Genomic DNA, 13454 nt, shown 5'->3' on the forward strand with positions numbered 1-13454 from the left:
CCGCTTTTGGTAAACCGAGGTATCAAAACTATGACACCCCGAAATTCCAGTTCACAGAACGACTTAGGTGTCGTCGTTGTTGCTTGCTACAACCGCAGCAACGGCTACGAGGCCGAGCAATGCGAGTGGTAGCCAGTTATTGCCTTCTTCTTCAGCAATGAAGACGTCTGGCATTGGCTCGGAAACAACTACTTCAGGGCTGCCGGCGAATGCTGTAGTGGCGGAAAGCGCCAAAACAGCGGTGAGTGCTGTGATTTTTTTCATGTTAGCTCCATTAATATATGCACGTACGCGAGAAAAGCATATCGTGGCTTGGGTTTACGGTAAAGTTATATTCTGTTGGTTACTCTAAAATTACTAATAGTGACACATAACCAACAGTTTCGGATACGAATTGGCGGGATTGACGAGCGATACCACTAGAATCGAGCCAATAGTCGTTTTTGAATTTGATTTCGCCAGCAACACACGATTCTTTATAGTGTTTTGTGGCATAGGATTTGTTTAAAATTTGCGTCGTTTCGGCCCCAACGAACTTCCATGTACATACAGCCTGAAGCGGCGCCACTTGATCATCGCCATCGAGATAATAGTGCGTGCGGCTATGAGAGCCTGAACTTTGAATTGATGCGGGAACGCTCGCGGACACCAGATCGGCACCAAGGGCTTTCGTACCGGTGACAAAGGGCCCCTTGAACGTATAGGAGGCTCCATTTTTGGTACGCCACGTTTTATAGGACCCGTTTTGTACCTGAAACGAGAGGAAAGCCATGCCTTCTATTTTTTCGACAAGAACAATTATTAGTGGTTTGGTGTTCGTTTCGATCCACGAAAGGTCGCCTTTGGCCGGAGAAGAGGATGCCGCCGTTGCCGCACCTTTGCTCGGTTTGGCCGAAGACATATATCTGCCCTTTAAGTCGCTATAAACTGCCGTACCTATGGTTTCGTCACGCTCTTCTGAGCTACAAGCAGCCACAGCCAATAGGCAGGCGGCAAGCGTTAACTTACGAGTAATAGTCATCACCGCCAGACTCTCCCTTGGCCATCTCTAATCGCGGCCGCATGATTGACACGAATACGGTCATAAAGACGGTCGTTGACGATGAGTTGGGCGCCGCCATCCCGTGACAAGACTTGCAGTGCAACTTCCTGAACGCGACGCGAAGGTTTGCCTGTGAGCCAGCTTTGGGGAATTTCAAGGATGACTCCTTTATCAAAGGAGCCTTCGCCATAATCTTCTGCGCTCAGGTCGGTTAGTGTTGCAAATGCCCCAACGCGCCAGCCATTTGTAAACTCACGGCGCACGGTAAAGGTTCCGCCCACATCCCCCGCCAGATACTTTCCGGCGCTGAGTTGGAAATCAAATCCACTTGCTTCGTGTTTGTAATACACCGAGGCATGACCGGTTGCGACGCCGTAGTCTTGGAAGCCGAGATAGGAGTCTGTTTCGCGTTGAACGACATAGTTCGCCTCAATACCAAAGGCGAAGGGCTGATTGACAGGCATCCAGAGCAGCTCGGATGAAATGCCACCGAACATACGTTCGAGGTAACCCGCGCTCACGCGTCCATAGATCTCTTCCGTTGGCTGAAAGAAATACCCCAAAGTAAGATACTGCAGGGAAACAGGGCTGAAGCTCTCGTAAAGGTTGGCATCGCTGCGCACGGGTTGGATGGCGGATGTTGAAGGAGATTCATCCTTTCCAAGAGTACCAATCAGCTGGGCTTGGATCGATCCTGATAATTCCAAACCGGGAGCAAGGAACTGAAGTGTCGTGGCTTCAATACCTGCGCCCCAGCGAATGGGGTCGTCTGGATCGAACAGGCTGAAATCCATGTAGGGGTCAATAGCCCACTGGAAATCCGGATAAACGCCAGGGGCATAAATCAGGTTGGCGGGTTTTGTGGGGACAATGTCTTCAATGACTGCGCTCGCCATGATGAGCGCTTCGCCATTGGGGGCCGTTGAGTATTTTTCAACGTCACTGCGCTTCAACTTAACAACCGATGTTGCCAGCCCATTGACCATATTAACGATCTCAAAAGTTTCAACGGAGGGCGGCATGGTCCGAGTCAGCGCGCGGGCTGTGCGGCCAATTGCTTGGGCGCTGTTGATGAATGTCTCGTTGCGAATGCGCACTTCAACCGAGGTGCCGCGCATTGCAACAGCTTCCATTTTGACGTCGTCGAACTCCATGTGTTTTTGGAGGTTTTGTGCCAGAATTTCCTGAGATCCGGGTTCCGTCATCCAGATAGTCGAATATTGCTCCGGGTCGTCAGCATAAACAGGACGAGGTTGCACGGCCAAGGGGGCGGGGCCATAGCTCCCCAAAACCGCAGGGCGCTTGGGGCTGAATTTCATCGAGAGGCTTGCGGCGAGTTCGGATCCATACATATAATATACGCCAGCCGATATGATATCGTTGAAGCGATATTCGGCGCCGAAATTAAGGGGTGACTTACGGTCAAACAGGTCTTTTTCGCCAGCTTCAAGGGTGTAGTCGTCCGATGAATACTCTACCTTGAGCGAGAGTTTTTCTGTTGGCCGATACTCGACGCCACCGAAAACCGACATTGGGCCGCGGAAATATTGATTGGTACTAAAGGTACCGCCCTGGCCAACATCAATTGGCGGACGGGTGCCAAACGGGGAGCCAATTGAGTTGTAAGAACCAAGCCGGCCCCACCCCAATCCAATTGTCGCCCGTATTTTTGGCGAGAAGTTTTTCGTGGCGGCAATGTATTCTGCGGAGTAAATTCCTGTGCCAGCGACATCCATGATGCCAACGGTCACTGCGGGCAAATACTCGGTTTCCGTCAAAAATTGATAGCGTAAATCAAAACTGCGGTCGTAATATGTTGGATACTCAATGGTGTTCCAATTATCGATCCGAGAATACCGAAATGTTCCAGATAGGCGCTTGGTTATTTGGAAAGTGCTAGACGCGCGCGTGCCCCCCGCAAAGGTCGACATTGTCACCGCAAGTTCGGCGTCCGGCATTGCTTCGCCTGACGGCATGTCGATGAGGCCTGCAATGCCGGCCAAGTTATAGGATGCGTCAGAGGCCGCAGTCGGAACCGCCAAAACAAGAGAAGCAATGCAAAGACTCGGCGCGGTGCTGCGCAGGGCGAGTCCCCGATAGCTTACTTTGTTTCTTTTGTGGCCCAGCATAAATCCTACCCGTCTAGTGTTGTTCATGGTAAAACATACCGTGAATCGTGGGGCAAGTAACAATACCCAACGGCCTTCGCTATAAGCAACAATCGTCTTGTTTACATCACATTTCGACTGCGGGTGGGGAGGCGGCTTCGGCATAACCTTCGACGCATCCATAAAGAATGTCCAAGGCTGCATTCCGATCGGTGGTCGCGATCGCGTGGCGCAGGGCCTTGAGGGCGGCGGCCACTTCAAGTTCGGATAATGATTCTTCGCGCGCACAGAAAATCTTGGCATGGGGAGTCGTAATATTGCCCTCGCCAAGCAAAAGCTCCTCGTGCATTTTTTCGCCTTGGCGCAGGCCTGTCGTCAGAATTTCAATGTCCCCGTCTGGGTTTTCTGCCGTTTTGACTGTACAACCGCTGGCTTCAATCATGCGCCGCGCAAGGTTCAGAATTTCGACGGGTTCGCCCATATCCAAAACATAGACTTCGCCACCCTGCGCAAAGGTTCCCGCCATAAGAACAAGACGACTGGCCTCTTGAACTGTCATGAAATAGCGCGTGACTTCACTGTGGGTCACCGTCACAGGACCACCGTGCGCAATTTGATTGCGAAAGAGCGGAACAACCGAGCCTGACGACCCTAGTACATTCCCGAACCGAACCATCGAAAAGACCGTATTTGAGCGCGAGGCTTGATCCTGAACGACCAATTCGGCCATCCGCTTGGATGCGCCCATAACATTGGTTGGGCGCACAGCCTTGTCTGAGGACACAAGAATAAACCGTTCCGCGTTGGCGTCATGGGATGCTTTCGCGAGAGTCGCAGTTCCAAGAACATTGTTTTCAAGCCCTGCGAGGCTGTTGATCTCAACCATAGGCACGTGTTTGTACGCCGCGGCATGAAAAACGACATCAATCTTATTTTCAGCGAAAACAGATGCAACCAATCTTGGATCGCTCACGGACCCTAGAACGGGTTTGACCTCGATTCCAAGTTCATTGGCGAAACTCGAAATGTCCATATCCGCGTTGTATAAGGCAAATTCACTGCTATCCAAAAGGATGATTTGCTTTGGTCCACAGGACAAAAGCTGCCGGCAGAGTTCAGAGCCAATTGTCCCGCCTGCGCCCGTGACAAGGATATTTTTGCCACGATAATTGTCCCCAAATTCGGTCACTTTGTGGTCGACTTTGGCCCGACCAAGTAGCTGTTGATGGTCACTCAGAGAGAAGACTTGCCCCATTTCCTCATCGCCAATCAATTCGGCAAAGTCAGAGGGTGTTAGGACTTCGAGACCAAATTTTTCAAACCGTCGAACAATGGCAACTTGCCGTGCAAACGACAGGGACGGCATGGCAAGGATGACTTTGTGCGCCTGCTTTATCTTGGCGATATGCGGGATTTGGGAAGGGCGCGCAATCGGGATGCCATCAATGGCAACGCTCTGAATGGCGGGGTTGTCGTCGGCGTAGCTTAGAATCTCATAGTGCTCTTTACTTTGGATCGCTTTGGCAAAATTCATACCTGTCTGGCCCGCGCCATAGATAATGAGGCGTTCCCGAGGATGCCCCGCGAGATAAATCATCTCGAGGATTTTCAACATCATTACGCGGCTTGTGACCGCAAACAAAAAGTAGCTATTCCCAAAAACCATGATAGTTCCCAAGGGATACTGCAGGCCGAAAAGCTTGCCAGTTGCCATAAAGGCAAGCGACAAAAGTATGGATAGTTGGGCGGTCTTGCCCGCAGCGCGAATTTCATAATCGCGAAGCCGAAAGTTTGGTATTTTAAGATAGGTCGTAAAAAGCGCCGCTAAGCAAACGAGGATTAACGTCTGGGCAATGATACTTGTGTTTGAGCCAAAGGGTTCAGTGGATGTTGATTGAACGAGAAGTGTAAATCCAAGCGCGACTGGAAGGAGTGACGTGTCCACAAACAAAAACACAAAACGTTTCTGCGCGCGTGTGAGTTTTTCAATTCTACCAAGCAATGACACTAAAATGGCCTCTTAAAACTTTTTCCAAGCGTTAAAATTGAAGGCCTGAAATGGCATACTTCAATACGTTCGCTCGGTCCCCACCGTGGGCCGCCAAAATTTCAGCGGCAATAGGTACGGGATGCTAGTGAGAAAAGAGGAAATTCGCTAGCTTTTTGATGCGGCAAGCAAAAAGACGCCGACATCGGGCTAAATTTAGCACAGATTTAGCCCGAAAATGGCTCAGTTAGTTTTGTTTCTGCTGGCTTCGACCATTTCGATCATTGTCGGCATTTCAATCATACCCGGTGCCAAAGCGTCACCAATCACAAAAGAGGGCGTTCCCCCAAAGCCAAGAGTTTTCGCAAGCGCATGAGTCGTTGCAATATGTTCGTCGACCTCGGGCGCATTCATATCTTCCTTCAAGCGATCTAAATCTAGACCAATGCTTTTGGCAATCTTGAGCACGGACTTCTCGTCGAGCCTGCCGCGTTGCCCCATCATCTCCCAATGGAATTCCTCATATTTTCCCTGCTCGCGGGATGCCAATGCGGCGCGGGCGGCATATACTGATCCTTCACTTAGGATGGGCCACTCGCGGTAAACGACGCGTACATTTGGGTCGTTGGCGATCAATTCCTCAACGACATCGGCCGCTTTTTTGCAGTAGGGGCAATTGTAGTCAAAAAACTCAACCACAGTCACATCCCCATCAGGGTTGCCCAAAACGGGCGCATTCGGGTCTTGTTCCAGCATTTGACGTTGCGCTGCGAGGGTCTCAACTGCGGCGGCGGCCTCGGTTGCTTGTTCTTGCTGTTGCAGTAGAATGAGAGCCGAACGAATGACGTCAGGGTTTTCCAGGATTGTTTGAAGAACAAGCTCTTTAATTTGCTCTTCGGTAAAATCTTGGGCTTGAGCTGCTGGAGCGAATCCCAGAAAAGTAATGAGGACAGTGGCGGTGATACGGCTCAGCATATTGGGACCCTTTGAAAGATGGTGTTGCAGCCCCTTAAAGGCGGTTTGATAAATGTGCGCAAGCATTTGTGGCGATTCTGGTCGTAAACTCACCGTGAGGCAACCCAACGTCTCCCGCGAAGTCTCCCGCGAAGATGTCGCGTTTCCCATCGTTTGGTCTCTGTGCCATATATCCGTCAGACCAGAGACGTTCACGACGATCTGATTTGCATGTGTTCCACGTGGGTCCCACACATGACCGGGTTAATAACGAGGCTAAAATGCGCATGAAAATTCTTTTGGCGGCTCTAATGACCGTGTTCGCAACGAGTGTTCTTGCGCTTGAGAGTGCCCCCTATCAATCGAATTCTCTCAATGCGAAGTTACGGTCCGCGCAAGAGGGAATCGCCGCCGGAGCGCATACCTTTTCGGCTGGCCTGCATCTAGAACTCGAAGATGGGTGGAAAACCTATTGGCGTAGCCCGGGCGAAGTTGGCCTGCCGCCAGAAGTTGATTGGAGCGCGTCGGAAAATATTGTGTCGGTGGATTTTCAATATCCCGCGCCAACTCGGTTTCGCGCGTTTGGAATTGAAAATTTCGGGTATGCACATGAGGTGTTGTTTCCACTGCAAGTGACTTTGGAAAACCCCGGAGAAGCCGCCGTCCTTCGAGGGAATTTCTCGCTTCTTGTCTGCGCGGACGTGTGTATTCCTGATAACTTTACGCTGGAGATACCTATCGGTCAGGGAGAGGGAATTGATGCGATCTCTGCTGGGTATATCGCCGCAGCGATGGCGCTTGTTCCGTCCGAGCCTTCTAAAAATCTTATCGCAAGCTCACATATGTCTGACCAGACTTTGACGCTGGAAATCCGTGATGAAGTGCCCTTTCAGATGCCGGATATTTTTCCAGAGTTCGGGTCAGGCTCGGCCTTTGGGGCTCCCGATGTGCGGCTGTCTGAGGGCGGTAAACAGCTGTGGGCCGAGATTCCAGTTCTCGCGTTGGATGACGACGCAGACGTACTGGCGCTCACAGTTGTGGATGGAAAACGGGCGATTACATTTGACGCGCAACTCGGCGATGAGATTCCCGCACCACCCTACGAGACTAGCGGCTCAGGGAGACAAACCTCCCGCATTTGGGTCTACTTTCTCGCGCTTCTAGGCGGGTTGATCCTCAATGTGATGCCTTGCGTCCTCCCGGTTTTGTCGATCAAATTTGCGTCTGCCATCAAGGTGCGCGACCAAAGTCTTACCCGTGTTAGGCGCGGTTTTTTGGCGTCGTCCTTCGGGGTTCTAACATTCATGTGGGCGCTTGCCGCAGTGCTTCTCTTGATGCGCGGCATGGGGCAAACGGTAGGTTGGGGGCTGCAATTTCAGAGCCCAATTTTTCTCGTCACCATGCTTGCGGTTCTCAGTGTTTTTGCAGCCAATATGTTGGGGCTATTTGAAATCTCCCTGCCGCAATCTTGGATGACAAGGATTAACGCTACGGGAACAGGCTCGGGATATATCGCGGATTTTTCAACGGGTGCGTTGGCTGCGGTCTTGGCGACCCCGTGTTCCGCTCCCTTTCTAGGTACGGCTGTGGCCTTCGCCCTTGCTGGGAGCACGCTTGATGTTTTGGGTATCTTTACGGCACTAGGCATCGGGCTTTCCGCACCCTATCTCCTCGTGGCACTGCGGCCCTCTCTTATTCGGGCTCTGCCCAAACCAGGGCGCTGGATGATCACGGTAAAGTTTGTTCTTGGTCTTTTGCTGGTCGCAACAGCGCTTTGGCTGGCGAGCGTTCTGGCCACAGTTTCTGGGGTGAAGTCGGCTGGGCTTGTCCTTTTGCTGTTGGTCGGTTTGGTTCTTGTTCTGACATTTGGTCAGCGTGTGAAAGCACCCGTGAGTATCGCAATTTTTTTAGCGGCTCTTGGGGTGCCACTCGCGCTTTCTGCACCTGAAGAAATGATCTACGCTTCCAGTTCCCAAATCGAATGGCAAAAATTTGACCGCGGAGAAATCCCCAGACTTGTCGCATCGGGTAAGACGGTTTTCGTCGACGCCACAGCCGATTGGTGTCTTACATGTAAGGCGAACAAAAAACTGGTCCTAACACAGGGAAAGGTTGCGGAAGTTTTGCAACAAGAGAACGTTGTTCCCATGATTGCAGATTGGACGCGCCAAGACGAAGATATCGCGCGCTTCTTACGGTCCAACGGGCGGTTTGGTGTGCCGTTTAATATTGTGTACGGGCCCGCAGCGCCGGACGGTAATGCCCTACCCGAACTACTGACATCGGATATTGTTTTGGACGCGTTCAAGCAAGCTGAGGGCTAATTTCGCGCACGACTGGTTTTGATCATTGGCCCAAAACCACTCAAGCAAGCGCCAAACGTGACGCTAGGGGCACATTTGACTGCCTTTGCGATTGAAAGCTACAAATATGCGACACGGTTTCGGGCTTTTTCGCATTCCCCCTAGCAAATGACGCACCAAGCGAATATTGCCAGCGCAAACGCGAGAACAGGGCCACGACGTGCCCGAAATGGCCGGAGATACCCATGAATTCTGATTTTTTACCTCGAATGCGCCAAGATTGGCTGGGCAATATCCGTCCCGACCTTATGGCGGGTCTTGTTGTAGCGCTTGCGCTAATCCCCGAGGCGATTGCCTTTTCGATCATTGCAGGTGTGGATCCCAAAGTGGGTCTTTACGCGAGTTTCTCCATTGCGGTGATTGTGGCGATCACAGGCGGCCGTCCTGGGATGATCTCGGCGGCCACGGCTGCGACGGCGGTTTTGATGGTGACCTTGGTGAAGGATCACGGACTTGAATATTTGCTTGCAACGACGGTCCTCGCGGGACTGCTACAGATCATTGCCGGCCTTTTGAAGCTTGGAAGCGTGATGCGCTTTGTGTCAAAGTCGGTGATGACGGGTTTTGTGAATGCCTTGGCTATCTTGATTTTCATCGCGCAACTTCCCGAGCTTAATCCCGCGACAATCGGTGTGAACACGATGACCTTTGTGATGCTCGCGCTGGGCCTTGGGATTATCTACCTCTTTCCCTATTTGACTAAAGCTATCCCATCTCCCTTGGTGACAATCGTCGTTCTGACGGCGTTGACGATGATGTTGGGGATTGATGTGCGCACAGTTGGCGACATGGGAGCGCTGCCAGATACGCTGCCTGTTTTCCTGATCCCGCAAATCCCTCTTACGCTGGAAACATTGCAAATCATCTTCCCAGTGGCGGCTGCGATTGCAGTTGTTGGCCTGTTGGAAAGCCTGATGACCGCGCAATTGGTTGACGATTTGACCGATACTGTTTCGGACAAAAACCAAGAGTGTATCGGCCAAGGTATTGCCAATACGGCGACGGGTTTCATTGGCGGCATGGCGGGTTGTGCGATGATCGGTCAGTCGATGATCAACGTTAAATCCGGTGGACGCGGACGTTTGTCTTGCTTTGCGGCGGGTGTCTTTCTGTTGATCCTCATCGTCGGGTTAGGCGACTGGGTGGCGCGTATTCCAATGCCAGCGCTTGTGGCGATTATGATCATGGTTTCGATCGGGACGTTTAGTTGGTCGAGCATCAAAGGCTTGCGCGACCATCCCCGCGCCAGTTCAATTGTTATGTTGGCGACCGTGTTTGTGACTGTGTTCTCGCACAACCTTGCGCTGGGTGTTTTGACGGGTGTGCTGCTTTCGGGTATCTTCTTTGCTTGGAAAATCGCGGCGGTGTTCCGCGTGACGTCAACGTTGAAAGATGGCGGTCGCGAGCGGGCGTATTTGGTCGAAGGACAGATGTTCTTTGCCACCGCACCCGACCTTGCGCCTGCGTTCGATTTTGGCGAAGTGCTTGAGCGTGTGACAATTGATGTCAGCCGTGCGCATATTTGGGATATATCATCTGTCGCCGCATTGGATATGGTGGTGCTGAAGTTCCGCCGCGAGGGGGCCGAAGTTGAAATCTTTGGCATGAACGAAGCCAGCGAGACCCTGATGGGTCGTTTGGCCGAACACGACAAACCGGGCGCGCTTGAGCGTCTGATGGGCCACTAGGAGGTGACTATGTCTAAGATTATCGCATTGGTGGACGGTTCGGTTTATTCGGAAAGCGTTTGCGACCACGCCGCTTGGGTGGCGACACGCAAAGGCTCCTCGGTTGAGATCCTCCATGTTTTGGGGCGCCGCGAAGCGGGCTCTAAAAACCTGTCGGGAAACATCGGATTGGGCGCGCGCAGCAAACTCATGGAAGAGCTCGCGGATTTGGACGCCCAAAAGGCCAAACTCAATATTCAGCGTGGCCGTGCAATCCTTGAAGATGCCGAAGCGCGGGTACGTGCGGATGGTGTGAGCGAAGTGCAAACCCGCCTCCGTCATGGCGACCTAATGGACGAGTTGCACACGGCGGAACAGGACAGCGATCTTGTTGTGATCGGCAAACGTGGCGAGGCTGCAGATTTTGCGAAGCTGCATCTTGGCTCAAATGTTGAACGCGCGATCCGCACCAGTAAAAAGCCCGTGCTCGTGACGTCGCGCGCCTTTCGGCCTGTAAAAACGTTTATGATTGCGTTTGATGGTGGCGCAAGCTCGATCAAGGCGGTCGAACACGTAGCTCAAAGCAATGTCTTCGCAGGTTTGGCATGCAAATTGATCTTTGCGGGCGCAGATACGACGGCAAATCGCGCCACTCTTGCAGGCGGGAAAGCAATTTTGGCCAAAGCCGGATATGACGTCGATGCGCAAATCCATGACGAACGCCCCGATGTTGCGATCCATGAAGCCATCGAAACGTTGTCTATCGACATGCTTTTGATGGGGGCCTTTAGCCACTCGCGTATTCGCAGTCTGTTCATTGGCTCGACCACGACGGAAATGGTGCGCTCCTGCTTGGTGCCATTGTTGATGTTCCGCTAAGCGCCTTTCTGCGTATATATTCACGATTTGCATATATGATCGCACAAAATAAAGCGGTGTGGGCCTTTCCACACCGCGCCGGATGCGCTATTTGAGCCGCGTCCTTGTGACCGTAACGAAGGAGTCCCCATATGGGCTATAAAGTCGCCATCGTCGGCGCTACAGGTAATGTAGGCCGCGAAATGCTAAATATTCTGGCCGAACGCCAGTTTCCAATTGATGAGATTATCGCGCTTGCGAGCCGTAAATCTATGGGCTCGGAAGTAAGCTTTGGCGACAAGACGCTCAAGACGAAGGACCTCGACACGTTCGATTTCACTGGTTGGGATATGGCGCTTTTTGCCGTTGGTTCCGAAGCCACAGCGAAGTACGCCCCGATTGCGGCGAAAGCTGGTTGTTTGGTGATCGATAACTCATCTCTGTACCGCTATGACCCACAAATCCCGCTGATCGTTCCAGAAGTGAACCCCGATGCGATCGAGGGTTACAAAAACAAAATGATCATCGCGAACCCGAACTGCTCCACCGCCCAGATGGTGGTTGCCCTTAAGCCCTTGCATGATCGCGCCAAGATTAAACGCGTTGTTGTGAGCACGTACCAATCGGTTTCTGGCTCCGGCAAAGAAGGACTCGATGAGCTTTGGAACCAAACCAAGGGCATGTATGTCCCCGGTCAAGAGGTTGCGCATAAGGTCTTCACCAAGCAGATCGCCTTTAACGTGATCCCGCATATCGATGTTTTCCTCGATGACGGTTCCACCAAAGAAGAGTGGAAAATGGTCGCCGAGACCAAAAAGATCATCGATAAGTCGATCAAAGTAACCGCGACCTGTGTGCGCGTACCGGTTTTCGTTGGCCACTCCGAAGCGATCAACATCGAATTCGAAGAGTTTATCGACGAAGACGAGGTGCGTGACATCCTGCGCGAGGCCCCAGGCGTCATGGTGATCGATAAGCGCGAAGATGGTGGCTATGTGACCCCGATTGAATGTGTGGGCGACTACGCGACGTTTATCTCGCGCATCCGTCAGGACAGCACGATTGATAATGGGATCAACCTGTGGTGCGTTTCTGACAATCTGCGCAAAGGTGCGGCTTTGAATGCAGTTCAGATCGCCGAGCTTTATGGCCGTCGGATTTTGAAAAAGGGCTAAGTCTCGGCCGTGAGGCCCAAGATGTTACCGATTACAATAACGCCTTCCGAGTTAATCTCGGGAGGCGTTTTACATTTTGGGAATGCCGAACTTTTAAATGGGCGCATGCGTTTATGACGTGAACTATCCCGATAACAGTTTGTTAAGTTCTTGTTTACTTGATTCTTTTCCCAACCAAGCGCATTCGAAAAATTCCATGTGGCGGTGGGTTGTTCGGAATATGGCGAAGAAACCTTGAATTGAGGCGCAATTGGATAGGTATCTTGCTGGGTTAAAACAAACTTTAGTAGTTCCTATACCATTGGAGGCCCGTCCTCTGCTCTTGGTAGCCGTTTTATCCCTTTGCTTGCTCGTTTTTTGTCAAGTTTTGGGTAACACTGGTTAGCAAGAACTTAATCAAACTACATCATCTGGAGATACAAAATGACAAACGTTAGCCTTCAAGAAAAAGCCCGCCTTGGTCGTACTGTTGCTCTTGCTCGTTTGAAAAGTGAACGTGCACGTCAAAAATCTCTCGCTATGTTCTGCACTATTCGCGACACATCCGGTACGCCAGAACACTTCCTGCCAACTTACGACAAACCCGTGCTCCTCGAAGCGTCCCGTTTGGCCGCCTAAGACGCCGAGGGATTGCGGGTCTAGACGGAAGCGAAGAGACCAGTTTTTGGATTGTAGTATTCCAAACCACCTTCGCCAATATCCGTCCAAAGACCATGCAGGCTCATTCGTCCTTCTTCAACGGCATCCCGCACAAATGGGAATGTCATCAGGTTTTCGAGGGACACAAGAACCGATTGATGTTCAAGTGCCCTTGTGCGCTCGGCCTCATCTTCAATATGGACAACACGCTCAAAGCCGGGACGTAGAATGTCCATCCAACGGCCAATAAAGCTGGTCTTTTCCTCAAGCTCGGGGGCAATGCCGGAACACATATCATGGCAGCCACGGACGCCGCCACAACCCGAATGGCCCAGCACCACCATATTGGTGATGTGCAGAGCCGAGACAGCATACTCAACTGCGGCAGATGTGCCGTGGATATCCCCATCCGGTTTGTAGGGTGGCACAAGATTGGCAATGTTACGATGTATAAAAAACTCGCCCTGATCGGCGCCAAAGATCGAGGTCACGTGGACGCGACTGTCGCAGCACGAGATCACCATGGCCCTAGGGCGCTGGCCTTCGTCGGCCAATCGCTGATACCAAATTCTGTTTTCGGCATAGGTGGTGGCTTTCCACCCCATGTAGCGCTGAACAAGATAGGAAGGTAACGGTTTCGCGTGTTCCATAGAGTTTCCTT

General features: G+C 51.9%; 11 protein-coding genes. 5 read left to right on the forward strand and 6 right to left on the reverse strand.

The genetic code is table 11. The features are described from left to right. Positions 1-63: 63 nt before the first annotated feature. From AB9F27_RS16360 to AB9F27_RS16380, 5 genes are all read right to left on the reverse strand, one after another. Entirely contained in the window at positions 64-264 is a 201-nt protein-coding gene (locus AB9F27_RS16360) for a hypothetical protein (RefSeq protein WP_039002396.1), read from the reverse strand. 79 nt (positions 265-343) lie between these two features. Continuing rightward, complete coding sequence (locus tag AB9F27_RS16365; RefSeq protein ID WP_335585364.1) at positions 344-1021, reverse strand: YjbF family lipoprotein; 678 nt, start codon at positions 1019-1021, stop codon at positions 344-346. Beyond that, positions 1021-3171 carry a YjbH domain-containing protein gene (locus AB9F27_RS16370; RefSeq protein ID WP_335585365.1) on the reverse strand — a complete coding sequence of 717 codons (2151 nt, stop codon included), beginning with the start codon at positions 3169-3171 and terminating at the stop codon, positions 1021-1023. Before AB9F27_RS16370 ends, AB9F27_RS16365 begins: the two co-directional genes overlap by 1 nt. Positions 3172-3277: 106 nt before the next feature. After that, entirely contained in the window at positions 3278-5158 is a 1881-nt protein-coding gene (locus AB9F27_RS16375) for a nucleoside-diphosphate sugar epimerase/dehydratase (RefSeq protein ID WP_335585366.1), read from the reverse strand. A 222-nt stretch (positions 5159-5380) separates the two neighbouring features. Beyond that, complete coding sequence (locus AB9F27_RS16380) at positions 5381-6112, reverse strand: DsbA family protein (RefSeq protein ID WP_335585367.1); 732 nt, start codon at positions 6110-6112, stop codon at positions 5381-5383. Between the two features lie 260 nt (positions 6113-6372). Between AB9F27_RS16380 and AB9F27_RS16385 the strand changes: the two genes are divergently transcribed. From AB9F27_RS16385 to AB9F27_RS16405, 5 genes are all read left to right on the forward strand, one after another. Then, positions 6373-8415, forward strand: coding sequence for a protein-disulfide reductase DsbD domain-containing protein (locus AB9F27_RS16385; protein WP_335585368.1), 2043 nt, complete (start codon positions 6373-6375; stop codon positions 8413-8415). A gap of 224 nt (positions 8416-8639) precedes the next feature. Continuing rightward, positions 8640-10142 carry a SulP family inorganic anion transporter gene (locus AB9F27_RS16390; protein WP_369756258.1) on the forward strand — a complete coding sequence of 501 codons (1503 nt, stop codon included), beginning with the start codon at positions 8640-8642 and terminating at the stop codon, positions 10140-10142. A 9-nt stretch (positions 10143-10151) separates the two neighbouring features. Next, positions 10152-11000, forward strand: coding sequence for a universal stress protein (locus AB9F27_RS16395; RefSeq protein ID WP_335585369.1), 849 nt, complete (start codon positions 10152-10154; stop codon positions 10998-11000). Between the two features lie 131 nt (positions 11001-11131). After that, on the forward strand, positions 11132-12154 hold the full coding sequence (locus AB9F27_RS16400) for an aspartate-semialdehyde dehydrogenase (RefSeq protein ID WP_039002400.1): 1023 nt from the start codon (positions 11132-11134) through the stop codon (positions 12152-12154). 423 nt (positions 12155-12577) lie between these two features. After that, positions 12578-12772, forward strand: a complete 195-nt coding sequence (locus AB9F27_RS16405; RefSeq protein ID WP_335585370.1) for a hypothetical protein — start codon at positions 12578-12580, stop codon at positions 12770-12772. 20 nt (positions 12773-12792) lie between these two features. Here the strand turns inward: AB9F27_RS16405 and AB9F27_RS16410 are convergent, their stop codons facing one another. Beyond that, positions 12793-13443, reverse strand: coding sequence for a carbonic anhydrase (locus tag AB9F27_RS16410; RefSeq protein WP_335585371.1), 651 nt, complete (start codon positions 13441-13443; stop codon positions 12793-12795). Between the last annotated feature and the right edge of the window lie 11 nt (positions 13444-13454).

It is taken from the genome of Falsihalocynthiibacter sp. CO-5D18 (genome assembly GCF_041205445.1).
Lineage (GTDB): Bacteria > Pseudomonadota > Alphaproteobacteria > Rhodobacterales > Rhodobacteraceae > Falsihalocynthiibacter > Falsihalocynthiibacter arcticus.

Bases quoted from the DNA above. Each gene is read 5' to 3' on its own strand.
- AB9F27_RS16360 (WP_039002396.1), bottom strand. From the start codon at position 264: ATGAAAAAAATCACAGCACTCACCGCTGTTTTGGCGCTTTCCGCCACT.
- AB9F27_RS16365 (WP_335585364.1), bottom strand. From the start codon at position 1,021: ATGACTATTACTCGTAAGTTAACGCTTGCCGCCTGCCTATTGGCTGTG.
- AB9F27_RS16370 (WP_335585365.1), bottom strand. From the start codon at position 3,171: ATGCTGGGCCACAAAAGAAACAAAGTAAGCTATCGGGGACTCGCCCTG.
- AB9F27_RS16380 (WP_335585367.1), bottom strand. From the start codon at position 6,112: ATGCTGAGCCGTATCACCGCCACTGTCCTCATTACTTTTCTGGGATTC.
- AB9F27_RS16385 (WP_335585368.1), top strand. From the start codon at position 6,373: ATGCGCATGAAAATTCTTTTGGCGGCTCTAATGACCGTGTTCGCAACG.
- AB9F27_RS16390 (WP_369756258.1), top strand. From the start codon at position 8,640: ATGAATTCTGATTTTTTACCTCGAATGCGCCAAGATTGGCTGGGCAAT.
- AB9F27_RS16395 (WP_335585369.1), top strand. From the start codon at position 10,152: ATGTCTAAGATTATCGCATTGGTGGACGGTTCGGTTTATTCGGAAAGC.
- AB9F27_RS16400 (WP_039002400.1), top strand. From the start codon at position 11,132: ATGGGCTATAAAGTCGCCATCGTCGGCGCTACAGGTAATGTAGGCCGC.
- AB9F27_RS16405 (WP_335585370.1), top strand. From the start codon at position 12,578: ATGACAAACGTTAGCCTTCAAGAAAAAGCCCGCCTTGGTCGTACTGTT.
- AB9F27_RS16410 (WP_335585371.1), bottom strand. From the start codon at position 13,443: ATGGAACACGCGAAACCGTTACCTTCCTATCTTGTTCAGCGCTACATG.